Source organism: Actinoplanes sp. NPDC051851 (assembly GCF_040681165.1).
Lineage (GTDB): Bacteria > Actinomycetota > Actinomycetes > Mycobacteriales > Micromonosporaceae > Actinoplanes.
In genome coordinates this window covers 36,324-60,748 of the sequence record NZ_JBFAYF010000007.1, presented here as the reverse complement: position 1 = coordinate 60,748, position 24,425 = coordinate 36,324, and the positions used below count along the sequence as shown (strand labels likewise).

Genomic DNA, 24,425 nt, shown 5'->3' with positions numbered 1-24,425 from the left:
CGCGCCGATCGGCGGGAGCTCGATCGGGGACTGCCGGTTGTCGGTGACGATGCCGCCGTCGACCAGGCGGATCAGCCGCTTGGCGCGGGCGCCGACCTCGTCCTCGTGCGTGATGATCACGATGTTCTTGCCGGCGGCGCTGAGGTCGTCGAAGACCTGCAGCACGTCGTCGGTCGACTTGGAGTCGAGGTTACCGGTGGGCTCGTCGGCGAGCAGCAGGGCCGGCTCGGTGACCAGGGCCCGGGCCACCGCGACACGCTGCTGCTGACCACCGGAGAGCTGGTTCGGCTCGTGGTCGCCGCGGTCCGCGAGACCGACGATGTCCAGGGCCGCCAGGGCACGGCGGCGGCGCTCCTTGGGCTTGACGCCGGCGTACGCCAGCGGAAGCTCCACGTTGGCCACCGCGCTGGTCCGCGGGATCAGGTTGAACGACTGGAAGATGAAGCCGATCAGCCGGTTCCGGGCCAGCGCCAGCTGGCCGTCGGAGAGCGCGCCGACGTCCACGCCGTCGAGCAGGTACTTGCCCGAGGTGGGGATGTCCAGGGCGCCCAGGATGTTCATCAGGGTCGACTTGCCGGAGCCGGACGAACCCATGATCGCCACGTAGTCGCCGCGGTGCACGGTCATCGAGACACCCCGCAGGGCGTGGACCGTCGCCTCGCCCTCGCCGTAGCTCTTCTTGAGGTCACGGACCTCCAGGACCGGCCGGCTCATCGGCCACCGCCGCCGCCACCGGGAGCGCCACCGCCACCGCCGAAGTTGCCGCCACCGCCGCCGGTGAGACCGCCGCCGCCCATCATGCCTCCCTGCTGACTGCCACTGTCGCTGGTGGTCGTCGAGGTCTTCACGGTGACCTTCTCGCCGGCCGTCAGACCGGAGGTGATCTCGGTGCCGGAGTCGCCCTCCAGGCCGATCTCGACCGAGCGGGTCTCGGTGACGCCGTTGCTGACGACGCTGACCGTGTGCTTGGTGCCGACCGTGGTGATCGCCGCCGAGTTGACGAAGACCACGTTCTCCTTGGAGCCGGTGGTGACCACGACCGAGACGGTCTGGCCGACCTTGGCGCCGTCCGGCACCGTGTCCAGGGTCAGCGTGACGCCGTAGGTGACCACGCTGTTCGAGGTGCTGCCGGAGGGGTCGATCGCGGTGACCTTGGCGGTCTCCTCGGTGCCGCTCAGCGCGTTCCAGGTGACGGCCGCGGTCTGGTCCTCCTTGAGCGCGGTCGCGTCCGCCTCGGCGAAGGAGGCGGTGATCTGCATCTTGGTCAGGTCGGAGATCTCGACGAAGCCGCTCGACGAGGAGGACGAGGAGGACGAACTCGAACCGCCGGAGGACGATCCACCGCCGGAGGAGGAGCTCGACGACCCGGTGCCGGAGGCGGTGCCGCCGATGGTGCCGTTGACCGCGGTCACGGTGCCGGCCATCGGGGCCTTCAGGGTCGTACCGGTCACGCCGGCCTCGGCGTCGTCGACCGCGAGCTCGGCCTCCTCGACCGAGTTCTCCGCGTCGGTGGTGTCCGAGCCGGCGTCCTCGGCGCGGTCCAGCGCGTCGTTCGCGGCGTCCAGGTCGGCCTCGGCGGAGGCCAGTGTCCGCTTCGCGGCGGCCGGGTCGACCTTGGCCAGGACCTGGCCCTTCTTGACCTTGTCACCGACCTTCACGCTGATCGACGTGACCGTACCGCTGGTCTCGAAACTGGCGCTCGCGGTGCTCGCGCTCTCCACGGTGCCGTCCGCGGTGACGGTCTTGGTGACCGTCCCCTGCGAGACCGTGACCGTACGGTCGGAGGACGCGGCGGCCGTCGTCCCGTCGTCGGAACCGGAAAAAGTCTCGTATGCCGCGATCGCGCCGGCGACGAGCACGACGCCGATTACGGCGTTGACCACCAATGACGGGTGGCGGCTCAGGCGTACCTTCATGCCGCACACTCTCGGTGTACGGCCTAGGAGGAGATTCGGCGCAACCTGGGAGCCAGCTCAGAATCTCAGGGGATACAAATGCTTTACTCAGCGTCACCGAGAGCAGGCAGCACAACCCGGAACGTGGCACCGCCGCCGAACGTCTCGTGCAGCTCGACCCAGCCGCCGTGACCAGCCACTATCGCCGAGACGATGGCGAGCCCGAGCCCGGATCCGCCACCCCTGGCCCGGGTCCGGCTGGAGTCCGCGCGGTACAGCCGTTCGAAGATCCGTGACGCGTGCTCGGCCGGAACCCCCGGGCCGTCGTCCTCGATCTCCAGGATGGCGACCGGCAGACCGGGACCGAGAGTGACCGGACCGGAGCACGCCGCAGCGCCCTCGGGTTCCGCGCTCCGCTCCACCCCGACCCGTACGGTGACCGTGGTCCCCTCCGGGGTGTGGTTCAGCGCGTTCGCCACCAGATTGGTGGCGATCTGGCGCAGCCCGTGGTCGTCGCCGAGCACGATGGCCGGCTCGAAGATCTCCTCGTCGTCGCTGAGCCCGGCGAGCAGCACCTTGCGGCCCGGAGCGCGGGCGTGCGCGTCCCGGATGGTGTCCGCCGCGATCTCCAGCAGGTCGATCCGGCGCAGGTCCAGGGTCCGCTGCCGGTCCATCCGGGCCAGCATCAGCAGGTCCTCGACGAGGACGCCCATCCGGCCGGCCTCGGCCTCGATCCGGCTCATCGTCTCGTCCAGCTGCGGTCCCGGCGGGGCGCCGCCGCGCCGGTACAGCTCGGCGAAGCCGCGGATCGAGGTGAGCGGGGTGCGCAGTTCGTGCGAGGCGTCCGCGACGAACTGGCGCAGTCGCTGCTCGGAGGCGGTCCGGGCGCTCACCTCGGCCTCGATCCGGGTCAGCATCGAGTTCAGGGCCAGGCCCAGGCGGCCTGGCTCGGTGTGCGGGTCGGCGGCGAGCAGCCGGCCGGCGAGGTTGCCGCCGGAGATGTCCGCGGCGGCGTCCTCCATCTCGGTGAGCGGGCGCAGGCCGAGACGGACCACGAAGGCCGCGCCGAGCCCGAGCAGGGCCAGTATCAGCAGCATCACGCCGGCGTCGATGATCAGGAGACGGTTGGTGGTCTGCTCGACCTCGAGGAGGGAGGAACCACTGAGCACGTACTCGCCGTCGTCACCGACCGGGATGGCGAACAGACGCCACGCGGTGCCGTCCGGGGCGTTCACGGTGTACGGCCGTCCGGTCGCCGCCCGGCTCGCCACCTCGGCGATCTCCGGGGTGGTCGGGCGGCTGGCGTCCGGGGTCGAGCTGTGCTCGGAGTCGAGCGTCCCGTCGGCCAGGTATATGTAGCCCACCTGGTCCGGGCCGATCCGGGTGAACCGGCCGGTGCGGGGGAAGAGCCGGCCGTCGTCCTGCTGCTGTTGCTGCTGGCTCGCGAAGGCCATCGGCCGGGCCATCTGGGTGAGCTGCTCGTCGATCCGGTCCTGGAGATAGTTCCGGATCAGCACGAGTCCCGCGAGGTTCGCCGCGATCAGCGCGACCGCGGCGAGCGCGCCGACGACCAGGACGAGGCGCGACCGCAGGGTCCAGTGCCGCCAGGGACGCCGGCTGGGAATCACCATCCGACCGCCCCTCCCACCACCCTTGAACGGACTGAAGGCTAATCCTCGCCGCCCCTGGGCAGTCTGAGTGCGTAACCCACGCCGCGCACGGTGTGGATCAGCGGCGGGTCGGTCCGGTCGATCTTCCGGCGCAGATAGTAGACGTACGACTCGACGATCCTTCCGTCGCCGCCGAAGTCGTACTTCCACACCCTGTCCAGAATCTGTGCCTTGCTGACCACCCGGCCAGCGTTGATCATCAGGTACCGCAGGAGGTTGAACTCGGTCGGCGACAGCTCGATCAGCCGGCCCGCCCGGCGTACCTCGTGGGCGTTCTCGTCCAACTCCAGGTCGGCGTACCGGAGCACCCCGGTGTCCGGTGTCGGTTCCTCCGGCTGGCTGCGCCGCAGGATCGCGCGGATCCGTAGCACTACCTCCTCGAGGCTGAACGGCTTGGTGACGTAGTCGTCGGCGCCGGCCGAGAGCCCGAGGATCCGGTCCTCGACGGCGTCACGCGCCGTGAGGAACAGGACCGGGACCCGGGACCCCGCGGCGCGCAGCCGCCGGGCCACCTCGAAACCGTCCACGTCCGGCAACATCACGTCGAGCACGATCAGGTCGGGCTCGAAGTCACTCACCGCCACCAGGGCGGCGTGCCCGGTCTCGGCGACCCGGACATCGAAGGAGACGAGCCGGAGCGTGGCGCTGAGCAGCGCGGAGATGTTCGGCTCGTCATCGACGACGAGGACGCGCGTGGTGCGCGCAGCCGGTTCACCGAGAGTCATGGAAGCACGGGTATCGGAAAGCACCGCAAAGAACTATCAACGTTTTCTTTGAATGAGCTATGAGGCTCCGAGGAGGCCGCTGAGGCGGCCTCCTCGTCACCGTCACCAGGATTTGGTGACCACGTCACCCTCCGCGAGGCCGGAGGAGATCTCAGTGTACTGGTCGCCGCGGAGACCGATCTCCACCTTCGTCTCCACACCGTTCTTGAGCACCGTGCCGCTGGTGCCCGAGACGTCGTGCACCGCGGTGCTGGGCACCCGGAGGACGTCCGCCACGCTGCCGGTGGTCACCTTCGCCTGGGCGCTCTGGCCGACCAGCAGGTCGTCCGGGGCGTCGACGAAGGAGAGCACCACGCCGAAGGTGGTCAGCGTGCCGTCGCTGGTGCCGACCGGGTCGCACTCGACGACCGTGGCGTCGAAGGTCTCGCCCGGCTTGTCGGCCAGGGTGATCACGGCCTTCTGCTTGACCTCGAGGTGGTCGGCGTCCGCCTCCGGGAAGCTGGCGGTGATCTGCATGTCGTAGATGTCGGCGAGGCTGATGAAGGTCGAACCGGAGCTGACCTGGCTGCCGACCTTGCCGCTGACCGAGAGGATCCGGCCGGCGATCGGCGCGGTGATGGTGGCGCCCTCCAGGGCGTCCTCCTTCTCCTCCAGGGTCACCTTCGCGGAGTTGACCCGCTGCTGCGCGCTGAGGATGGCGTCGGTGCTGCTGCTCTGGCCGCCACCCTGGCTGCCGCCGCTGCCGCTGCCACTGCCGCTGGTGCCGCAGTCGGACGAGCCGCTGCCACCCTGGCTGCCGCTGCCCGAGCCGCCCGTGCTGCCACTGCCGCTGGTCTTGGTCGAGGTGGCCGTCGCGGTGGCGGTGGCGGTGGCCGTCGCGGTGGCCGTCGCCGTGGCCGTGGCGGACGCCGACGCGCTGGGCGAGGCCGTCGCGGTCGGGCTCGTGGTGGCCTTGGCCTCCGGGAGCTTGTACGCGGCCGTGCTGTCCGAGCACGACGTGGTCGTCGACGAACTGGAGGAGGAGTCCTCGGCCTCGTCGAGCGCGTCCTCCGCGTCGTCGAGCGCGGTCTGCGCCTCGTCGACGGCGTCCTGCGCGTCGGTGTCGTCCACCGTCGCGAGCACCTGGCCCGCGGTGACCGTCGTGCCGGCGCGGACCTTGACGGTCTCCACGGTGCCGTCGACCGTGAACGAGAGGCTGCGCGTCTGCGCCGCCGCCAGCGTTCCGGTCGTCGCGACCTCCGTGCTGACCGCACCCTTGTCCACCGTGGCGGTCTCGGCCGCCTTCGTACTCTCTTCCGCGCCGTCCGCCGTCAGCGCACGCACCACGCCATAAGCGAGCAACGCGAGCACGACGACCGCTACGCCGAGCCAGACCAAACGCCGGCGACCGGCCAGTGCAACACCCATGGTCGAGCAGTGTGGGGAAGCGTCCTCGCCGCGGGCTCGGTCCCGCCTAGGAATTAGCTAGGAGCCCTCCAGGATTCTCAGCGGACTCGCAGCCGTTCCTAGCTAATTCCTAGGTGCGTCCGATCTTTCGCATAGGAAGACCGGCTTCGCTATGCCCTCGTGCCCGCCCGATGGGGGGCGGGAGATGAGGAGAACCATCGTGCGGGTAGTCAGTCTGAAGCGGGCCATGGTTCTCGTGGTGGCATCCGTGGCCGTTGCGTTCACGGCGGCAGCGTGTGGCGGCTCCGACAGCGACACCAGCTCGGCGAGCAGCACCAGCGACAACAGCGGTGGTGGCAACAACGCGATGACCGCCTACATCGAGTGCCTCTCGAAGAACGGCGTGACCATCTCGATGCCCTCCGGTGGCGCCCAGGGCGGCGGCAACGGCGGCCAGCCCGGCGGCGGCGCCTCGGGTGGCCCGCAGGGTGGCGGCATGCCCTCCGGCGGCCCGCAGGGTGGTGGCGGCGCGTCCGGTCAGCCCCGTCCGTCCGGCAGCTTCGGTGGTGGCGGCGGCCGCAACGGCGGCGGGATGATGGGCGGCGGCGCATTCAGCAAGCCGGACGACGTCGACGACGCTACCTGGGCCGCGGCCCAGACCGCCTGCGCCTCGGTCAAGCCGAGCATGGGCGCCGGCCGTGGCGGCAACGGCAACGGCGGTGGCGGCGGCGACAGCAGCGCGGCCTACGCGGACTGCCTCAAGCAGAACGGCGTCACCGACACCACCAACCTGGACGAGTCGGACGCCACCACCAAGAAGGCCGAGGAGACCTGCAAGGTCCTCAAGCCGAGCGCCGCGTCCTGACGCACCCCCGGTAAGGCTCCGTGCCGGCGTCGTTCGTCCCCCCGTCGTGGCGTCGCCGGCACGGCCATCGTGAAGAGGGAGGCCCCTGTGGGCCTCCCTCTTTCGTGCTTCCGGAATTTCAGACCCTGCACGACATCGGGTCATATCTTCCGGTCCGGATCCGCCCGCGTAACACTCGCGACATGTTTCATGCACCTTCAGTGCAGGAAGTCGCCGCGGCGGCGGGGCCGCTGACGCCCGAGGACTGCCGCTCGCTGCTCCCGCCGGACGTCGCCACGGACGTCGCCACCGCGGTGATCGAGCTCTCCGGCGGCGATCCGGCGGCCCTGCGCGAGCTGACCGCCACGCTGACGCCGGAGCAGCGGCGCGGTTACGCCCCGCCCCCGGCAGCGCTGCCCTTCGACGGTCCGCTCGGCTCCCGGATCCGCGCGGAGCTGACCGCGCTGCCCGAGGCCACCCGGCTCCTGCTCCTGCTGGCGGCCGCCGACCCACCCGCGTCACTCGCGGACGTGCTCACCGCCGCCGCCTCGCTCACTCCCGCGGGCAGCACTCCCACGGGCAGCACTCCCGCGAACATCGGGCTCGGGGACCTCGCGGACGCCGAACGGGCGGGGCTCGTCGTGGTCAGCGGGGAGACGGTGCGCTTCGGGTCGAAGGTGCTGCGCGGGGCCGCGTACCTCGGAGAATCGGTGAGGATGCGGCAGATCGCCCACCTGGCGCTGGCGGAGGTCCTGACCCGGCAGGGGCGGGAGCTGCCCGCGCTGCTGCATCGCGCGGCCGCGACGGTGGGCCGGGACCGCGCGATCGCGGCGGCACTCACCCGGGCAGCGGCGACGGCGGCCCCGGTCGATGCCTTCCGAGCCTTACGGTACGCCGCGGAGCTGGCCCCGAACCCGGCCGACAGGGACGACGCGCTGCTCGGTGCGGCGCGGGCGGCGTGGCTGGCCGGGCGGCCGCACGACGCCGGACCGCTGATCCGCCGGGTGGAGCGGGCCCGGGTGCGGGCGCGCGGACTGATCGCCGGGATGCGGCCGGACGCGCCGTCGTCCCGGGGGATGCTGCTGGACGTCGCCGCCGAACTGGGCCCGGGCGATCCGGTGGCGGCGCTGGACGCGCTCTCGCTCGCCGGGGAGGCCGCCGGGGATCCGGGTGAACGGGGACGGTACGCCACCCTGGCCCACCGGGTACTGGCGGCCCGGTGCGGCGACGAACCGGTGGCGGTGGCCCTGGCCTATCACCACGTGGCGGGCCTCGCCCGGATGGCCTCGGACGACGAGGCGGGGGCGTTCGCGTCCTTCCGGGCGGAGCTGGACCTCGCCGGCCGCACCCCGCCGCCGGTCGCCGACCCGGTGCCGCTGATCCGGGCCGCGACCGCCGGGATCCTGGTCGGGGACGCCCGGCGGGCGGCCGCGTTCGCCGGGCGGGCCGCGCTGCTGGCCCGGGAGGCCGGTGCGCGGACGCTGACGCCGCGGGCGCTGGAGCTGGTGGTGCTGGCCGGGCTGGCGGCCGGTGACTACGACGCGGCGACCGAGGCGGCGCTGGACGGTGCGGCGACCGCGCAGGCGACCGGTCAGCCCCCGCTCGCCGGAACCCACCTCGCGCTGCTCGCGGTGCTCTCCGCGCTGGTCGGCGACCGGGCGAGCGGCCTGACCCGGATCCAGCACGCGACCGGCTCCGATCAGGGCGACCCGACCCGGATCCCGCGCGCGACCGGTTCTGATCAGGGCGACCCGACCCGGATCCCGCGCGCGACCGGTTCTGATCAGGGCCGCCTGACCCGGATCCCGTGGGCGACCGGTGCTGATCAGGTGCGGCCGATCGTCGACTGGGCGCTGGCGCTGCTCGATCTGGTCGACGGGCGGCCGGGCGCGGCCGCGGAGCGCCTCCGTGGCGTGGTGGCCGGGCGGGGATCGGTGCTGCTGCGGACGGCGGTCGTACCGCACCTGCTGGAGGCCGCCGGTCCGGAGCCCGCGCTCGGCGACGTCGCGGCGGCGTTCGACGTCTGGGCCGGGCGTACCGGGCAGACCGGCTGGCTGGCGCTGCGGGACCGGTGCCGGGCGCTACGGACCCGGGACGGCGAGGCCGCGGCGGAGCACTTCCACGCGGCGCTGCGGCGGACCGGGGAGGGCGGGTTCCCGCGAGCGCACACCGAGCTGCTCTACGGGCGGCTGCTGCGGAGCCGGCGGCGGCACGTCGAGGCGCGGGCCCACCTGCGGCGGGCGGCGGAGACGTTCCGGTCGCTGGGGGCGGAGCCGTGGGCGGCGCAGAGCGTTCGCGAACTGCGGGCCGCCGGGGAGCGGGTGCGGCCACCGGGGGCGGCGGGAGCGTCCGGCGCTGCGCGGGAGCGTCCGGCCGTACTCGAGACGGGGGTGCTCACCGCCCAGCAGGAGCGCATCGCCGTGCTCGTGGCGGAGGGTGCGACCAACCGGGAGGTAGCGCAGGAGCTGCACCTGAGTCCCCGGACCGTCGATCATCACCTGCGCAACATCTTCGCGCGGCTCGGTGTCCGCTCACGCACCGAGATGGCGCATCGGTTGACGTGCTGACTTTCGGGGTACGGCCCGGCGCCTCTCCTTCAGGGCACCGAGCCGTACGGGATGGACCGGTTCTGATTGCGGACAGGGGTCACGCGGTCTGCGCCAGGCCGCGATCGGTGAGGTCCCGCTGGGCAAGCTCGAACGACGCCCAGCGCTCGGTCAGCTGGCGGCGCCGGCAGGCGACCAGGTGGCCCGCCAGGATCGCCGGGTGACCGCCGCGCACGCAGACGTCGGCGCCCGCGGTCAGCACCCCGGCGACCAGCTCGGCCGGCGCCCAGTCGTCGATCAGCGCCACCACCCGGGAGTCCCGGGGCAGGATCGCGCGGGCCAGCCGCACGTCCTCCACCTTGGCGCCGCTCAGCACGATCATCTCACCGGGCCGGGCCTCGCCGAGCTCGTCGAGGCGCCGGGTGGACCAGCCGGACGGCAGGTACTGCGGGAGCGCGCCGACCCGGCTCTGCTGACCGAAGACGGCGACGACGGGGTCGGCGGCGGGCGCCGGGATACGGGTGACGTTCTCCTCGGCCCCGCGGTTCAACTGAACGATCATGGCGGTTCTCCTGACTCGGGTCCCTCGTGATGTCCTTCACGATTCGCTCCCGGGCTTAAGACCCCATGTGGCATGCCTGTGCGTTGGTTGTCAGCCGTCGCTGCAGGTCACGACCCGATCACGGCCGCGTCACGGCATAGCGCTCGACGAGCCCGGCGAGGATGTCCCGGGTCCGGAACAGATCCTCGATCTGGCTCTCCACCCGGTCCAGTTCGGCGCCGAGCCGGCCCGCCAGCCAGGGCGTCCGCAGGCTCGCGTCGGCCACACAGGGCAGCACCTCGCGGATGGTCGCCGAGGTCAGCCCGGCGGCGAGCAGCGAACGGATCAGACCGACCCGTTCCACCGCCGCGGGCGGGTAGATCCGCTGCCCACCCGGGCCGCGGTCGCTGGCGAGCAGCCCCTGCTCCTCGTAGTACCGCAGCGACCGGGCGCTCGCCCCGCTCGCCGCCGACAGATCACCGATGCGCATGAATGTCTCCCCGCTCACATCAGGCTTGACCCTCACATCAGTGTCAAGTCTTAGCGTCCGCTCATGACCACCACAACCCCGCTGCCGGCAGCCCCGGTCGAGATCGCCGGGATGACCCTGCCGAACCCGTACGTGATGGCGCCGATGACCCGGTTCCGCTCCCCCGGTGGCGTGCCGGACGCCGAGGTCGCGGCCTACTACCGGCGCCGGGCCGGGCTCGGGCTGATCGTCACCGAGGGGGTGCTGGTCGGGCATCCGAGCGCGGGCCACGAGCCGGACGTGCCCCGGATGACGCCCGGTGCCGCCGAGGACGGGTGGCGACGGGTGACCGATGAGGTACACGCCGCCGGTGGCCGGATCGCCGCCCAGCTCTGGCATCTCGGCGGTGAGCGGCGGCCGGTCGACGGGCTGGCCGCGTGGACACCCTCCGGCGTGGACCCGGGCACCCGCGCGATGACCACAGCCGATCTGGACACCGTGATCGGGGCGTTCGCCGAGTCCGCCCGGGTGGCGGTCCGGGCCGGCTTCGACGCGGTGGAGCTCCACGCCGCGCACGGTTACCTGCTCGACGAGTTCCTCTGGCCGCACACCAACCGGCGCTCCGATCGCTTCGGCGGCGGCCCGGCGGCCCGCGCCGCCTTCCCGGCCGAGGTGATCCGCGCGGTCCGTGCGCAGCTTCCGGCCTCGTTCCCGTTGATCGTACGGTTCTCCCAGTTCAAGGAACGTGCCCATGACGCCGCCATCGCCGCGACCCCGGACGAGCTGGCCGCGATCCTGACCGCGTTCGCCGAGGCCGGCGCCGACGTGCTGCACGCCTCGCAGCGGCGCTTCTGGGAACCGGCCTTCCCCGGCTCCCACCGCAACCTGGCCGGCTGGGCCCGGCACCTGACCGGCCTGCCCTCGATCACCGTCGGCTCGGTCGGCCTGACCCGCGAGATCGCCCATGCCGACCGGCTCGCCGAGGGCCTGGCCACCGGCGAGTTCGACCTGGTCGCACTGGGCCGCATCCTGCTCGCCAACCCGACCTGGCCCGCCCTCGCCACCACCGGCCGCCTCAGCGAGATCCACGAGTACCGCAAGTCCCACGAGGAGGTCTACTTCTGACCCACCCGCTCCCCACCGGCTCCCACCGGCTCCCACCGGCTTCCGGCCGGCTGACCGCGTCCTGCGCACTCACGGGGCGCCTCAGGCCGGTCGGCTGGCGATCCGGGGTGTCTCGCGCCCGTCGGCTGGCGATCCGGGGTGTCTCAGGCGCCCGAGAGACCCCTGAACACCAGCCACGTCGGGAAAGCTGGCACCCAGAGGTCACTCAAGCCCGCCGACACACCCCTGAACACCAGCCACCAAGATCATCACCATTGTTGATCATGAAAGTGTCAGGGGTGTGTCGCGGGGGGCCGGCCGGCTCCTGGGCGCCGGCCGGGGATCGGCGGCTAACGGGCGTTCCAGGTGGCGATCACGGGGTCGGTGGCGTGCTCGAAGCCGAGCACCGAGATCGTGGCGGTGTCCAGTTTGAGCAGGCTGCCGCCGCTGGGCGGGAGGCCGATCCAGCGGGCGCCGGCCACCCGGAGTGAATGGCCGTGCGCGATCAGGGCCACGTCGCCGCCGGACAGGGGGTCGGCGGCGGACAGGTCGGCGGCGGACAGGAGGTCGGCGGCGCGCTTCAGCACCCGGTCCAGGCGGGCGGCCACCTCGTCCGGGGACTCGCCGCCCGGGCAGCCGTCGCGCCACAGCGACCAGTCCGGGCGGGTCTTCCGGATCTCCGCGGTGGTGATCCCCTCGTACTCGCCGTAGTTCCACTCGGCCAGGTCGTCGGTCACCTCCGTGACGTGCAGCCCGGCCAGCTCGGCGGTGCGCAGCGCACGTCGGCGCGGGCTGGACAGCACGGCCGCGAAGGTCCGCCCGGCCAGGCGGTCCCGCACGGCACCGGCCTGCCGCTCGCCCTCCTCGGTGAGTTCCAGGTCCGTGTACGAGGTGTGCCGGCCGTTCGCACTCCACTCGGTCTGCCCGTGCCGGATGAGCACGATCTCCGCCATTGATCATCCCTTCGTCGGGTTCCAGCTTTCCACCCCGCGCTCATCTCCTCCGGGACGACCGGGCCGACGGGGCTGTCCGAGTTCACGATCATGGACTGGCGGGGCGGTAGGGATCCGCGATCGCCGATCGAGTCCTTCCCGAGCCGCCATGAGGGCTGCCCGTGCACACGATCGGCCATCGTGTGCGCCCGCCGCCCCGATTCCCGGCTGATCGTGTGCACGCACCGCCCGTCTCGCGCCGTTCGTGTGCACGCGCCGCCCGGGCCGCGCCGTTCGTGTGCACGGGCCGCGCCGTTCGTGTGCACGGGCCGCCCGAGCCGCGCCGTTCGTGTGCACGCAGCGCCCGTCTCCCGCAGTGCTGCTCTCCCACAATGCCGCTCTCCCGCAGTGCTGCGGCGTTGACGGACCGGGAGGACCGGCCGGGAGGACCGGTCGGGAGCGGTCGGGAGCGGCCGGGAGGAGGTCAGGAGCGGTCGTCGCGGGGGATGGTGAGGGGGCTGCGTTCCTCGTCGCGGGCGGCCAGGTTCTCCAGGGCGCGAATGTACTGGCGGCGGCTGATCTCGCCGGTCAGGAGCTGGGCGGTGAGGACGCCCTCGAGACTGAACGGGGGGAGCGGAAAGCGGCCGACCCGGGGCGGTGCGACGGGCTCGGGCACGGCACGGCGGTCACGCCAGTCGCTCAGCCTCGGCCAGATGATCAGCCCGGCCGAGATCGTCAGGCCGACCGCGGCCACCATCAGAACCATCACCATCGGATCCCACCCCCGCGCAGCCGTCCCCCACCCCGTGGCGCCAACCCCGTAGAACCATCATCGTCACTGTCTTGTCGATCACCCAGACCGCCGGGAAGACGGGCATCCGACACAGCGCGGGAGCTGGGAAGTTGCTCAGTGTGAGGATTCCGTCACGTGTCTGTAGCGGCAAATGGCGTAACGCGGCGTTCTCCAGCCGGTCATCTCCGGCTGCTTCGGCGCGAACCGACCGGCGCTCAGGACGGGGCGGGGCCGGTGCTCGCGCGCTCGCGGACGCTGATCCGTGGGCCCGGATGCTCGCCCGCACCAGCGTCGCCGGCCAACCGGGTGAGCACGGCGTGGCCGAGGGTGAGGCCGTGCTCGTGGACGTCGGTGCTGAGCGCCGAGAGGGGTGGCACGGCCAGCTCGCAGAGCGGGGAGTCGTCGCAGGCCAGCAGGCTGATCCGGCCGGGGACCGGGATGCCCGCGCGGATCAGCTCCTGCTCGGCGGCGACCGCCATCACGTCGTTGTCGAAGACTATCGCGGTCGGGGTGGGCTCGGCGCCGAGCAGGTCGCGCAGTCCGCGGACGCCCGCCTCGGCACTGTAGTCGCCCTCGACGATCCGGACCCGGATGCCGCGCTCGGCGGCGGCCGAGCGGATCGCCGCGGTCCGCACGGCGGTGTGCACCAGGTCGGCGGGGCCGCTGACCCGGCCGACCACCCGGTGCCCGAGTCCGCCGAGCGTCGCGATCGCGGTGGCCATCGCCCCGGCGTCGTCGGTGATCACCTTGTGGAAGGCCCCGGGGTGCCGGCCGGCCAGCACCGCCGGGAGGCCCAGCGCCGCGACCCGGGACGGCCGTACGTCGTCGTGGACCAGGTTGACCAGGACGACCGCCGCCACGGTGTGGTCCTGCGCCCACCGCGCGTAGGTGGCCAGCTCGGCCGGGAGGTCCGGCACGACCAGCAGCAGCACGGTCGACCCGGTCGGGGCGAGCGCCTCCTCCATGCCCGCGATGAGCTCCATGAAGAACGGCTCCACCCCGACACGCGCCGCGCTGCCGGTCAGCACCAGCCCGATCAGCCCGCCGGCCATCCCGGTTACCTCGGCCCGGCCAGCGCGTTCGCCGAGCGCAGCACCCCGGGTGAGGCGAACACCGACGGGTCGGGGACGGGCTTCGTGCGTACCAGGAAGGTGTGTTCCTCGCCCGGAAGCAGGTCGATCAGCATGTCATCGGGGGCCGCGTCCGGGTCGGCGCGGTCGGCGAGCAGGGCGACGTCGCGAACGAATGTGGTGGCGGTCACGGTGATCGAGTATCCGCCCTCGACCGGCGTGATGTCAGCGTCGAGCGGGTCCGGATCGTAGGCGAGCGCCACGTCCTCGGCGAACAGGTGGGTGGCGCGCAGCCCGTCGGCGTCGGCGACCAGGACCTCGCGGGACGGGTCGCCCACCCCGGTCAGCCCGGCGGAGAGGGGGATGGCCTGCACGGCGCGGGGCGCGACGTCGAGCACGACGTCCTCGGACACGATGCGCGTACCCGAGAAGGTGAGGCGGGAGAGGCCGGCGGGCGCGCGCCACGGCTCGGCGGTGTCGTTGATCGCGATCAGTTCCGGACCGTTCGCCGTCTCCCGGAAGGCCAGCAGGCGCGGCGCGTAGACGCGGCGGAGGGCGTACCAGGCGGGTTTGCGGCGGCCGGCGCCGTCCACGACGGACCACGAGGTGACCGGCCAGCAGTCGTTGAGCTGCCAGATGATGCTGCCCATGGTGCGCGGGGCGTGACCGCGCAGGTGGGTGACGGCGTACGCGGTGGCGCGCGCCTGATTGAGCTGGGTAGCCCAGTGCCACGCGTCGAAATCGGCCGGCACCCGCATGTGATGGGCGAGGCCCGCGTTCAGCTTGCCGTTGCCGTCCTGGGCCTTCTGGTGCAGCAGGAAGACCGGCGAGTCCTGATCGAAATCCTCCGGCAGCATGGTCTCGGCGAGCGTGGCCAGGGTCGGGGGCGCCTGCCAGCCGAACTCGGAGCAGAAGCGCGGCACGAAGTTCGCGTGGTACGTGTAGTCCTGCCGGTTCCAGGCCTCCCACTCGTGCCGCGTGCCGAACCGGTCGTCGTTGGGGTGGACGACCTCGGGGTCGTGCCCCGGGCTGGACGGGCTGCCCGGGTGGTACGGCCGGGTGGGGTCCAGCTCGGCGAGCAGTGCCGGGAAGTCCTCGTAGTAGTACCCGGCTCCCCAGGTGGCGCCCTTGAGCTCGGCCTTCCACTTCCAGTCCTCGTGGCCCCAGATGTTCTCGTTGCCGCCGTTCCAGAGCGCCAGCGAGGGGTGCGGGGTGAGGCGGGTGATGTTCTCCCGGGCCTCGGCGAGGATCTCCGCGCGGATCGGGTCCTCCTCGGCGTACGCGGCGCAGGCGAGCGGGAAGTCCTGCCAGACCAGCACGCCGCGCTCGTCGCAGACGTCGTAGAAGTCGTCGCTCTCGTAGATCCCGCCGCCCCAGATCCGCAGCAGGTTGGCGTTGGCCTCGACGGCGCGGTCGACGGCGGCGGCGATCCGGTCCCGGGTGAGCCGGGTGAGCAGGTGGTCCTCGGGGATCCAGTTGAGACCGCGGACGAAGATCGGCTGTCCGTTCACGACCAGGGTGAACGCGCTGCCGACCTCGTCGGGCGTCTCGTCCAGGGCGATCGTCCGGAAGCCGACCCGGGTGGTGTAAGTGTCCAGTTCGTCCCCGGCAGCGGCACGCAGGCTCACGGTGAGCGGGATCAGCGGCTGGTCGCCGAACCCGACCGGCCACCAGATGGGGGCGTTCGGCACGGATGTTTCCAACATGCCGGAAACATCGCCTGACGACAGAGAAAGCTGGGCAGCGACCTCCCCCAACCTCACCTCGACGGTCAACTCCGCGTCGGGGGTCAGGCCGGAGCGCTCCACCTCCACGTGCACGGTCAACAGGCCCGTCGCACCGTCCAGCGTGGCCAGCGGACGGACCGACGCGAGCCGGGCGACACGCCAGCGCTCCAGCCGGACCGGCTTCCAGATGCCGGCGGTCTGCAGGTCCGGCCCCCAGTCCCAGCCGAAGGAGCAGGCCATCTTCCGGACCGCGTTGAACGGGTGCGGGTACGGGCGGGGCCGCTCGCCGATCAGCTCCTGGATCCGTTCGGCGTACTCGAGGGCCGAGTCGAACCGGACCGTGAGCGGCCGGCGGCCCTCCTGCGAGCGCACGTCGAACCGGTAGCCGCGGTGCATGTTGGCGGTCCGGCCGAGCTCGGCGCCGTCCAGGGAGATCACGGCGACCGTGTCGAGGCCGTCGAAGACCAGGTCGACGCGCTCGTCCGGGGCGGCCGGGGCGAGGTCGACGGTCGTCTCGTAGAGCCAGGCCGACCGGTGGAACCACGCGAGCACGGTCTCGTTCTCGCCGAGATACGGGTCCGGGATGAGCTCGGCGTCGAGCAGGTCGGTGTGCACCGTGCCGGGGACGGTCGCGGGCACCGTCTCGTCGGCGATCTCCGCCGGCACCGGCCCACCGGCGGCGCGCACGGTCCAGCCCTCGTGGAGGTCGGTCTTGATCATTGGCGTGACTCCCGTCGTAGCCCCGAAACAGCGGGGGCGGGTACATTCTTAAGCAACTGAACGAAGCCCGTCAACGCTGGTTAAGGGAGTCGCGGATGGCCCCGGATCCGATCCATCTGAGCGCCGGCGGGGTGAGCCTCGTGCTCGACCGCTCCGGCCCCGGCCTGCCCGTGGTCGTGTACTGGGGCGCCGCACTGCCGGAGATCGGCGACCTCGGCACGGCGGTCGCACCGCAGCCGATCGGGTTCTCGGTGGACGGGCCGGTGGGCGTGTCGCTCGTGCCCGAGCAGTCGTCCGGCTGGCTCGGGTACCCGGGGATCGCCGGACATCGCGAGGGCCGGGACTGGGCGACCGCTTTTGCATGCTCCGAGGTTCGGCACGGGGCCGCCGGCGTACGCATCAGCGCGGTTGATCCCGTCGCGAAGCTGGAGCTGACCATCACGCTCGAGCTGCTCCCGGCCGGGATCCTGCGCGGCCGGGCGGCGCTGACCAACAACGGACCCGGGACGTACTGGCTCGAGCATCTCGCACTCCTGCTCCCGGTGCCCGAGCGCACCGCCGAACTGCTCGACTTCACCGGTCACCACCTGCGCGAACGTCAACCGCAGCGGACCGCGTTCACGCACGGCATGCGCGTCCGGGAGAACCGTACCGGCCGGACCGGATACGACAGCGCCTTCCTGCTCTGCGCCGGCACCGCGGGCTTCGGCAATCGGCACGGCGAGGTCTGGGCGCTGCACACGGCGTTCTCCGGCGGCGCGCGCAGCATCGCCGAACGCACCTATCACGGGCATTCCGCCATCGGCGGCGGAGAGCTTCTGCTGCCCGGCGAGGTCGGCCTCGCCCAGGGACAGACCTATCAGACCCCTCTCCTGTACGCCGGGTATTCGGCAACCGGCCTGGACGGCCTGTCGGCGCGCTTCCACACCATGCTGCGCGCCCGCCCGCACCATCCCTCGTCGCCCCGCCCGGTGGTGGTGAACACGTGGGAGGCGGTCTATTTCGATCAGTCGCTGGAGAGGCTGACCGCGCTCGCCGGGGCCGCGGCCACCGTCGGCGCCGAGCGGTTCGTGCTGGACGACGGCTGGTTCGGCTCCCGTCGCGACGACACCTCGGGCCTCGGCGACTGGACCGTCTCCCCGGACGTGTGGCCGGACGGGCTCACCCCGCTGATCGCCGTGGTCCGCGGGCTCGGCATGGAGTTCGGCCTCTGGGTCGAGCCCGAGATGATCAACCCGGACTCCGAGCTGGCCCGCGCCCACCCGGACTGGATCATGGCGACCGGCGCGCGGCAGCCCCGGACGGCGCGCAGTCAGCAGGTCCTCGATCTCGCCAATCCGGCCGCCTTCGATCACATCCTGAAGCGGCTGGACGCGCTGCTGACCGACCACGACATCGCGTACCTGAAATGGGATCACAACCGCGACCTGGTCGAGGCCGGCCATCCGGCGAGCGGGCGCGCCGGTGTGCACGATCAGACGCTGGCGGTCTACCGCCTGCTGGACGAGCTGCGCGCCCGGCACCCGCGCGTGGAGATCGAGTCGTGCTCGTCCGGCGGCGGCCGGGTGGACCTGGAGATCCTCGAACGGACCGACCGGATCTGGGCGTCCGACTGCATCGACGCGCACGAGCGCGTCCCGATCCAGCGGTGGACCAGTCTGCTCGTACCCCTGGAGCTGATCGGCTCGCACATCGGCGCCCCGGCCTCGCACACCACCCACCGCACGCTGCCCCTGTCGATGCGCGCCGGCACGGCCATCCTCGGTCACCTGGGCATCGAGTGGGACCTCACCGCACCGGACGCGGACCTCACCGAACTGGCCGCGTGGGTGGCGCTCTACAAGGAGCTGCGGCCGCTGCTGCACACCGGCACGCTGGTGCACGCGGACGTGGCGGATCCGGCCTTCGCGGTCACCGGCGTGGTCGCGCAGGACCGGTCCGAGGCGCTGTACGCGCTGATCTCCACCGGGACGAGCGCCTCCTATCCCCCGGGCACGGTCACCCTGCCCGGCCTCGATCCGGACCGCGTCTATCACGTACGCCCGCAACCCCCGGGTGACGTTCCCGACGGCAACGCCGCGGCCTGGGGCGCTGCGTTACCCTGGTGCACGCCTCGGGGGGTCCACCTGCACGGAGTGACACTCGGGAATGCCGGCCTCCGGCTCCCGGTGCTCTATCCGGACCGTGTCCTCCTCGTCCGCGTCTCCGCCCTCCCCACCGGTGACGCCCCCGCCGTGCCGGCCGATCCGGCCGGGCCGGGGTTCTCGGGTTCGGACATCGGAAGGGTGACCAGGTGAAGGAAGCGGTCGGCGCGGCCGCGCCGGCGGGGCGCCCCGGCCGGGGACGACGGCCCGGCGCCCGGGAGAGCATCCTCGACGCGATCCGTGCCTCCGAGCCGCTCAGCCGGGTGGAGCTGGCCCGGATGACCGGGCTCACCGAGGCGGCGGTCTCGATGACCGTACGGCGCCTGCTGGAGGAGGGCCTGGTCGTGGAGACCGGGCGTACCCCCACCGGCGGCAAACCCCGGACGCTGCTCCGCCTGGACCCGGCGGCGCGCCTCTCGGTCGGCGTCCACCTGGACGAGGACACCACCACCTACGTGCTGACCGGCCAGACCGGCGGCGTCATCTCGCGGCTGGCCCGCCCCGCCCCGTCCGAATCGGATCAGGCGTCCGTGCTGCGCGACCTGGTCGCCGACGTGGACACGCTGCTCGCCGGTTCGGGCGTCGACCCGGCCCGCTGCCTCGGGGTGGGCATCGTCTGGCCCGGCCCGCACAGCGACACCCCGCGCCGGCTCAACGGCTGGCGCGGCGACGACCTGGCCGCCCGGCTCACCGAGACCACCGGCTGGCCGGTCCTGGTCGAGAACGACGCCACCGCCGCCGCGGTCGGCGAGTACTGGGTGGCCCGGGTCGGGCCGGACCGTGCCTTCGCCGCCCTCTACATGAGCGGCGGCCTCGGCGCGGGCATCGTGGTCGAGGGCCGGGCGATGCGGGGCGGGCACGCCAGCGCCGGCGAGTTCGGGCACCTCTGCCTCCAGGTGGACGGCCCGGAATGCTGGTGCGGGAGCCACGGCTGCCTGGAGGCGCTGGCCGGTCCCCGTACGGTGGTCACCGCCGCCCGCGCCTCGACCACGGCGACCGCCGAGGCGGGCCTGGACCCCGCCCAGCCGCTGCGCAGCGTCGCCGCCGAGTTCGCCGCGGTGGCCCGGGCCGCGCGCGCGGGCGCCCCGGCCTGCCGGGCACTGCTGGAGGACTCGGCCCGCTACGTGGCAGCCGCCGCCGAGTCGGTGGTCAACCTGCTCGACATCGACCTGGTGGTGCTGACCGGACCGGGCTTCGCCGCCGCGTCGGCCATCTACGGCCCGGCGATCATGCGCCGGATCGCCGCCGCCGACGCCCGCACCTGGCACCGCGACGTGACGGTCACCGTGTCGACGGCCGCCGCGGCCGCCTCGGCGACCGGTGCCGCGGCCCTGGTCCTGCAGTCCCACCTACGGGCCTGAGGGGGCGATATCCTGCCGGGATGTTCTCGCCCCACGGACCGACGCTGCGCGAACTGGCCGTCCAGGCCCTCTCCTCGGTCGAGCACGGCTACGACCTGCTCGCCCCGAAATTCGACGACACCCCTTTCCGTACGCCCCGGAGCATCCTCGACGCCACGGCGGAGGCGCTCGGCGCGCGCGGCCCGTTCGGGGCGGGACTCGACGTGTGCTGCGGGACGGGAGCGGGCCTCGGCGTGCTCCGGGCGGTGTGTGCGGGACGGGTGGCGGGTGCCGACTTCAGCGCCGGGATGCTCTCCCGGGCCCGAGCCGGGCATCCCGGCGCCGACCTGGTGCGGACCGACGTACGGGAGCTCGGTTTCGATCGGGAATTCGATCTTGCGGTGACCTTCGGGGCGCTCGGCCACTTCCTCCCCTCGGAACGGCCCGCGGTCTTCGCCGGTGTCCACCGGGCACTGCGGCCCGGCGGGCTGTTCGCCTTCCCGGTCCCCGCGCCGGCCCCGCCGACCTCGCCGGCGCACTGGGCCGCGCTCGGCTTCGACGTGGCGATGCGGGTCCGCAACGCCCTCTGGCACCCGCCGTTCGTCATGTACTACCGGACCACCCCGTTCTCCGCGCTCCGTGCCGATCTCGTCGCGGCCGGTTTCCGGGTGGAGGTGGCGGGCCTGCCGTCGCTCGGGCTCACCCGGGACGGCAGCCCCCGCTGCGGGCTCGTGATGGCGTTCACCGCGGCCGCGACCTCCTGAACCCGGCCCGACGGGATGCCCGCCAGGTTGATCCGGCCCGACGGGAGGCCGTAGATCGCGTGCTCGGCGCGGAGCCGCTCCATCGCCGCCGGGCCGAGCGGCAGGCGCAGGAACATCCCCCGCTGCTCCGTCAGCGCCCACTCCGGCGGCAGGCCGGCGGCCAGCTCGCCGCGCAGCCGGTCCAGCCGGGTACGCATCCCGTCCAGCTCCGCGCGCCAGCAGGCGGTCAGCGCCGGATCGGTGAGGATCTCCTCGACGATCAGGGCGCCGTGCGCCGGCGGCTGCGAGTAGCTCGCGCGGGCGATCGACTCCAGCGCCGCCCGGACGTGATCCCCGCCGGACTCGGTCAGCACCAGGGCGCAGCCGGTCCGCTCGTTGTAGAGGCCCCACGCCTTGGACGCGCTCACCGCCACGACCGCGGCCGGCACGGCGCGCAGCAGCACCCGCATACCCGCGAGGTCCGCGTCGAGCCCGTCGCCGAGCCCGAAGTACGCCTGATCCACGAAGGGGACCACGCCCCGCGCGGCGAGGATCGCGCCCAGCTCCGCCCAGAGCTCGACCGGCATACTCGTCCCGGTAGGGTTGTGGCAGCACCCCTGCAGCAGCAGGACGTCACCGGGCGCGGCGGTACGGGCCGCCTCGACGGCCGCGGCCACCGGATACTCGCGGACGCGCAGGCCGGCGGCGGCGAGGATCGCCGCGTGGTTGGCGTACGCGGGGACGCCGAGATGGACGGTCCGCTCCGCTCCGGTGACCGACGCCGATCCGGTGGTCGCCAGGAACTCCGCGAGCAGCCGGAGCGCACCCGTGCCGGCCACCGTCTGGATCGCGGTGACGCGGTCCGCGTCGCCCACGATCAACTCGGTCATCGCGGCGTTGAAGCGGAGATCGCCGGAGAGCCCGGTGTACTCCTTCGACGGGGACCGGTCCAGCAGCCGCCGCTCGGCCTCGTGCACGGCGCGCATCACCGGGGAGGCGCCGGTGTCGTCCCGGTAGACGCCGACGACCAGGTCGAGCCGCTCCGGTCGCCGGTCAGCCGCGCAGGCCGCGGTGAGCCGCCAGAGCGCGTCGGTCTTCGGTGGGGGCAGGGTCATCATCATGGCGGGTGGCACCCTTCGCGGAGAACGTGACCACACCCGCGACGATGAGGGCGAGGCTGACCAGGTCGTGCACGGTGAGCCGCTCACCGAAGAGCGGTACCGCGGCGAGCGCGGTGAGGACCGGGCTGGCGGCGCCCAGCGTGGCGGCGGTGGGGCCGCCGAGGTGCCGGATCGCGTACGCGTAGGCGAGCGCCGCCAGCACGCCCACCCCGGCGCCCTGCACCACCAGGTAGGTGAGCAGGTCCGCGGGGCGTACCGCGCCGAGGTGTGCCGGGCTTACCGAGCCGAGGTATGACGGGCTTACCGAGCCGAGGTGTGACGGCAGTGTCCCGGTCACCAGGAGAAGCGCGGTGACCAGGGCGGACGGCGCGCAGACCAGAAGTGCGGCGCCGATCGGGTCGAGCCCGGTGGCGCGCAGGCCGACCGTGTAGACGCTCCAGATCAGACCGGCCAGCAGCAGTACGAGGACACCCGGGCCGCCGGACCAGGCGGCGACACCCGCGCCGGTGACGATCATCGCGAGGGCCGCCGCCCGCACCGGACGGGTCCGGGTCATCAGCGTGACGAAGACCGGGACGCTGCCGGGGATCACCATGCCGACCAGGGCCGCGCTGGTCAGCCGTCCGCCGAGGGCCGCGACGAGAAAATAGGGCAGGCCCGCGCCGAGACAGACCGCCCCGGCGACCAGCGGGCGCTCGGTGCGCAGGGCCCGCAGCGTACGCGGGATCCACGGACTGAGCAGCACCACCGGGAGCCCGAAACGGATCAGCGCGGCGTCCGCCGTGGTCAGGCTGGACGCCCCGATGCCCCGGATGCTGAGCGCGAATCCGGCCCACACGACGACCGTGACGGCCATCGCGACCAGGCCCGCTGTTCTCTTCACGCTTCGCAACAGTAGGCAGACCGGCGGGGCAGGCGATTGCTAAATCATGCGCAGGGAGGCCCCCTGTTGGCATAATCTGCCACCGTGAAGCCCTTGGACGACATCGACCGCCGGATCCTGCTGGAATTGCAGCGGGACGGGCGGCTGAGCAACCAGGATCTGGCCGACCGGGTCGGGCTCTCCCCCTCCCCCTGTCTGCGGCGGGTCCGGATGCTGGAGGAGGCCGGGGTGATCACCGGATACCGCGCGGTCGTCGACCAGGACGCGGTCGGCCTCGCGATCACGGCGTTCGCGCGGCTCACGCTGGAGTCGCACGGCCGCGAGATCGTGGACCGGGTCGAGGCGGAGATCCGGAAGATCCCGGAGGTGGTCGAGGCATACCTGCTCGCCGGCGACCAGGACTACCTGCTGAAGATCACGGTCGCGTCGTTCGCCTCCTACGAACAACTGCTGCGCACCAGCCTGCGCGCCATCCCGTCGCTCTCCTCGATCCAGACCACGTTCGCCTTCGGCGTCACCAAACCGATCTCCCCACTGCCGATCCCGGCCACGCCGACCACCCGATAACGACCACACCGCGCCGCCCGCCCCAGCGCCTGCCCCGCCCTCCCGCCTGCCCCGCCCACCCTCCCATTCGCCACTCCACCTGCGCTCCCGCCCGCGGCGCCGCCCGGCCCTCGGCACGCTGACACTGGCCGGCCGGTGTTGAGGGGCGGCACACGCACACAATCAGCGCTGGCACGGCGGCACACGCACACGATCGGATCGGCAGGGGCGCTACGGAGCGCGAAAGGGCATCAGCAGCACACGATCGGCGTGAATCGGGGCGGGGAGAGGACACATTCGGCGACTGAGTGCTCGTGCCGCCCTCCTGAGGGCTGCGCGAGGACACGGTCGCTCATGGTGGATCCGTGCCGCCCCGCCGTCTCGCCCACGCGAACGGCGAACACCGCCGTGCTGAGAATATGCACACCGAGCAGGATGGTCGGCCACTGGCGGATGGCCCCGGGACGGTCGGGGTCGCCTTGTCGGGTCGGCCGCCGCTGCTGGCCAGGCCGCCGCTGCGGGCCGAGCGCTGTGAACCGGGCCGCCGCTGCGGGCCAGGCTTGAGCGCTGTGGGTCGAGCCGCCGCTGAGAGACAGGCTTGAGCGCTGTGGGCCGGGCCGCCGCTGAGAGCCGAGCGCTGTTGGCCGAGTGGCCGTTGTGGGCTGAGCGGAGGTGCGGGGCCTGCCCCCGTTGTAGGGCGTCATCGGCCACACGGAGTCGGTGGTGCTGCGGGCGGCCGAACACCAGCTTAGCGCGTGAGAACGTCGCGGCGGCGGGTCACCAGAAGCGGCGGCGGTAATGGCCGTGGTGACGATAGTGGCCGTGGTGACGGTAGTGCCCGTGGAAGGCCGGGCCGTGGTGGTAGGCCGGGCCGTAGTGCGGGGGCTGGTAGCCGCCGGGGTAGGGGTGGCCCCCGCCTGGATAACCCGGGTGGCGGCCGAGTTTATGGTTCACCTCGCGCAGCATGCTGTGGACCAGAGGGTTGCGGGAGTGGTGGGCGCGGCGTTCCAGGTTCGACGCGACCATGGACAGGAACATTCGCTTGACGAAGCCCATCGATGCACTCCTCACCTGCGGGAACTCTGGACACCAACGGTACGGCGTGGTGTCCAGAGGTCACGCTTTCGAGGAGGAGGTGCGGCACACGGGAGGAGGGGAGGAAGCGGGACGGACGGGAGGAGGTGCGGCACACGGGAGGAGGCGGGACACGTACGGGAGGACGTGGG

Annotated in this window: 19 protein-coding genes and 2 pseudogenes; 7 read left to right on the top strand and 14 right to left on the bottom strand. The window is 72.6% G+C overall.

Annotation, left to right across the window (positions count from 1 at the left end; all coding sequences use genetic code 11):
• Positions 1-30: 30 nt before the first annotated feature.
• From AB0M08_RS09580 to AB0M08_RS09560, 5 genes and pseudogenes are all read right to left on the bottom strand, one after another.
• Positions 31-714, bottom strand: a pseudogene (locus AB0M08_RS09580) (ABC transporter ATP-binding protein); the annotation flags it as partial.
• Entirely contained in the window at positions 711-1,916 is a 1,206-nt protein-coding gene (locus AB0M08_RS09575) for a biotin/lipoyl-binding protein (protein WP_364490940.1), read from the bottom strand. The pseudogene AB0M08_RS09580 and the gene AB0M08_RS09575, both read right to left, overlap by 4 nt.
• A gap of 83 nt (positions 1,917-1,999) precedes the next feature.
• Positions 2,000-3,526, bottom strand: a complete 1,527-nt coding sequence (locus AB0M08_RS09570; protein WP_364490938.1) for a HAMP domain-containing sensor histidine kinase — start codon at positions 3,524-3,526, stop codon at positions 2,000-2,002.
• A 38-nt stretch (positions 3,527-3,564) separates the two neighbouring features.
• Positions 3,565-4,290, bottom strand: coding sequence for a response regulator transcription factor (locus AB0M08_RS09565; protein WP_364490936.1), 726 nt, complete (start codon positions 4,288-4,290; stop codon positions 3,565-3,567).
• Between the two features lie 102 nt (positions 4,291-4,392).
• Entirely contained in the window at positions 4,393-5,697 is a 1,305-nt protein-coding gene (locus AB0M08_RS09560) for an efflux RND transporter periplasmic adaptor subunit (protein WP_364490934.1), read from the bottom strand.
• Between the two features lie 247 nt (positions 5,698-5,944).
• Here AB0M08_RS09560 and AB0M08_RS09555 point away from each other — a divergent pair, with 247 nt between their 5' ends.
• The gene (locus AB0M08_RS09555; RefSeq protein ID WP_364490932.1) at positions 5,945-6,541 is read left to right on the top strand and encodes a hypothetical protein; all 597 of its coding nucleotides are present in this window, start codon (positions 5,945-5,947) and stop codon (positions 6,539-6,541) included.
• A gap of 200 nt (positions 6,542-6,741) precedes the next feature.
• Positions 6,742-9,087: a LuxR C-terminal-related transcriptional regulator gene (locus tag AB0M08_RS09550; protein WP_364490930.1), complete on the top strand. Its 2,346-nt coding sequence runs from the start codon at positions 6,742-6,744 to the stop codon at positions 9,085-9,087.
• Between the two features lie 79 nt (positions 9,088-9,166).
• Here AB0M08_RS09550 and AB0M08_RS09545 read toward each other — a convergent pair whose 3' ends face one another.
• Together AB0M08_RS09545 and AB0M08_RS09540 are read right to left on the bottom strand one after the other, a co-directional pair.
• Entirely contained in the window at positions 9,167-9,628 is a 462-nt protein-coding gene (locus AB0M08_RS09545) for a hypothetical protein (RefSeq protein ID WP_364490928.1), read from the bottom strand.
• 118 nt (positions 9,629-9,746) lie between these two features.
• Positions 9,747-10,097 (bottom strand): MerR family transcriptional regulator, encoded by a 351-nt coding sequence (locus tag AB0M08_RS09540; protein WP_364490926.1) that lies wholly within the window; start codon positions 10,095-10,097, stop codon positions 9,747-9,749.
• 63 nt (positions 10,098-10,160) lie between these two features.
• Between AB0M08_RS09540 and AB0M08_RS09535 the strand changes: the two genes are divergently transcribed.
• Positions 10,161-11,201, top strand: coding sequence for a 12-oxophytodienoate reductase (locus tag AB0M08_RS09535; protein WP_364490924.1), 1,041 nt, complete (start codon positions 10,161-10,163; stop codon positions 11,199-11,201).
• Positions 11,202-11,530: 329 nt separating this feature from the next.
• On the opposite strand, the gene AB0M08_RS09530 is transcribed toward AB0M08_RS09535, so the two are convergent.
• The 4 genes from AB0M08_RS09530 to AB0M08_RS09515 all read right to left on the bottom strand — a co-directional run bounded on the left by AB0M08_RS09530 (position 11,531) and on the right by AB0M08_RS09515 (position 16,422).
• A complete protein-coding gene (locus tag AB0M08_RS09530; protein WP_364490922.1) occupies positions 11,531-12,133 on the bottom strand; it encodes a histidine phosphatase family protein in 603 nt (200 codons plus the stop codon).
• 463 nt (positions 12,134-12,596) lie between these two features.
• A complete protein-coding gene (locus AB0M08_RS09525; protein WP_364490920.1) occupies positions 12,597-12,884 on the bottom strand; it encodes a hypothetical protein in 288 nt (95 codons plus the stop codon).
• 236 nt (positions 12,885-13,120) lie between these two features.
• Entirely contained in the window at positions 13,121-13,957 is an 837-nt protein-coding gene (locus tag AB0M08_RS09520; RefSeq protein ID WP_364490918.1) for a substrate-binding domain-containing protein, read from the bottom strand.
• A gap of 5 nt (positions 13,958-13,962) precedes the next feature.
• Complete coding sequence (locus AB0M08_RS09515; RefSeq protein WP_364490916.1) at positions 13,963-16,422, bottom strand: glycoside hydrolase family 2 TIM barrel-domain containing protein; 2,460 nt, start codon at positions 16,420-16,422, stop codon at positions 13,963-13,965.
• Positions 16,423-16,517: 95 nt separating this feature from the next.
• On the opposite strand from AB0M08_RS09515, the gene AB0M08_RS09510 reads away from it, so the two are divergent.
• From AB0M08_RS09510 to AB0M08_RS09500, 3 genes are read left to right on the top strand one after another with little or no spacing between them, the layout of a single operon-like run.
• Positions 16,518-18,719, top strand: coding sequence for an alpha-galactosidase (locus AB0M08_RS09510; protein WP_364490914.1), 2,202 nt, complete (start codon positions 16,518-16,520; stop codon positions 18,717-18,719).
• Positions 18,716-19,927, top strand: coding sequence for an ROK family transcriptional regulator (locus AB0M08_RS09505; RefSeq protein ID WP_364490912.1), 1,212 nt, complete (start codon positions 18,716-18,718; stop codon positions 19,925-19,927). The genes AB0M08_RS09510 and AB0M08_RS09505 overlap by 4 nt, the downstream gene beginning before the upstream one ends.
• Positions 19,928-19,947: 20 nt before the next feature.
• Positions 19,948-20,670, top strand: a complete 723-nt coding sequence (locus AB0M08_RS09500) for a class I SAM-dependent methyltransferase (protein ID WP_364490910.1) — start codon at positions 19,948-19,950, stop codon at positions 20,668-20,670.
• A gap of 41 nt (positions 20,671-20,711) precedes the next feature.
• Here the strand turns inward: AB0M08_RS09500 and AB0M08_RS09495 are convergent.
• Positions 20,712-21,635, bottom strand: a pseudogene (locus tag AB0M08_RS09495) (aminotransferase class I/II-fold pyridoxal phosphate-dependent enzyme); the annotation flags it as partial.
• A gap of 67 nt (positions 21,636-21,702) precedes the next feature.
• Complete coding sequence (locus tag AB0M08_RS09490) at positions 21,703-22,653, bottom strand: EamA family transporter (RefSeq protein WP_364490908.1); 951 nt, start codon at positions 22,651-22,653, stop codon at positions 21,703-21,705.
• An 84-nt stretch (positions 22,654-22,737) separates the two neighbouring features.
• Here AB0M08_RS09490 and AB0M08_RS09485 point away from each other — a divergent pair, with 84 nt between their 5' ends.
• Entirely contained in the window at positions 22,738-23,220 is a 483-nt protein-coding gene (locus AB0M08_RS09485) for an Lrp/AsnC family transcriptional regulator (RefSeq protein WP_364490906.1), read from the top strand.
• 756 nt (positions 23,221-23,976) lie between these two features.
• On the opposite strand, the gene AB0M08_RS09480 is transcribed toward AB0M08_RS09485, so the two are convergent.
• A complete protein-coding gene (locus AB0M08_RS09480; protein WP_364490904.1) occupies positions 23,977-24,255 on the bottom strand; it encodes a hypothetical protein in 279 nt (92 codons plus the stop codon).
• Positions 24,256-24,425: the final 170 nt, after the last annotated feature.

Bases quoted from the DNA above. Each gene is read 5' to 3' on its own strand.
- AB0M08_RS09525 (WP_364490920.1), bottom strand. From the start codon at position 12,884: ATGGTGATGGTTCTGATGGTGGCCGCGGTCGGCCTGACGATCTCGGCC.
- AB0M08_RS09570 (WP_364490938.1), bottom strand. From the start codon at position 3,526: ATGGTGATTCCCAGCCGGCGTCCCTGGCGGCACTGGACCCTGCGGTCG.
- AB0M08_RS09530 (WP_364490922.1), bottom strand. From the start codon at position 12,133: ATGGCGGAGATCGTGCTCATCCGGCACGGGCAGACCGAGTGGAGTGCG.
- AB0M08_RS09515 (WP_364490916.1), bottom strand. From the start codon at position 16,422: ATGATCAAGACCGACCTCCACGAGGGCTGGACCGTGCGCGCCGCCGGT.
- AB0M08_RS09545 (WP_364490928.1), bottom strand. From the start codon at position 9,628: ATGATCGTTCAGTTGAACCGCGGGGCCGAGGAGAACGTCACCCGTATC.
- AB0M08_RS09500 (WP_364490910.1), top strand. From the start codon at position 19,948: ATGTTCTCGCCCCACGGACCGACGCTGCGCGAACTGGCCGTCCAGGCC.
- AB0M08_RS09565 (WP_364490936.1), bottom strand. From the start codon at position 4,290: ATGACTCTCGGTGAACCGGCTGCGCGCACCACGCGCGTCCTCGTCGTC.
- AB0M08_RS09535 (WP_364490924.1), top strand. From the start codon at position 10,161: ATGACCACCACAACCCCGCTGCCGGCAGCCCCGGTCGAGATCGCCGGG.
- AB0M08_RS09480 (WP_364490904.1), bottom strand. From the start codon at position 24,255: ATGGGCTTCGTCAAGCGAATGTTCCTGTCCATGGTCGCGTCGAACCTG.
- AB0M08_RS09510 (WP_364490914.1), top strand. From the start codon at position 16,518: ATGGCCCCGGATCCGATCCATCTGAGCGCCGGCGGGGTGAGCCTCGTG.
- AB0M08_RS09520 (WP_364490918.1), bottom strand. From the start codon at position 13,957: ATGGCCGGCGGGCTGATCGGGCTGGTGCTGACCGGCAGCGCGGCGCGT.
- AB0M08_RS09540 (WP_364490926.1), bottom strand. From the start codon at position 10,097: ATGCGCATCGGTGATCTGTCGGCGGCGAGCGGGGCGAGCGCCCGGTCG.
- AB0M08_RS09575 (WP_364490940.1), bottom strand. From the start codon at position 1,916: ATGAAGGTACGCCTGAGCCGCCACCCGTCATTGGTGGTCAACGCCGTA.
- AB0M08_RS09560 (WP_364490934.1), bottom strand. From the start codon at position 5,697: ATGGGTGTTGCACTGGCCGGTCGCCGGCGTTTGGTCTGGCTCGGCGTA.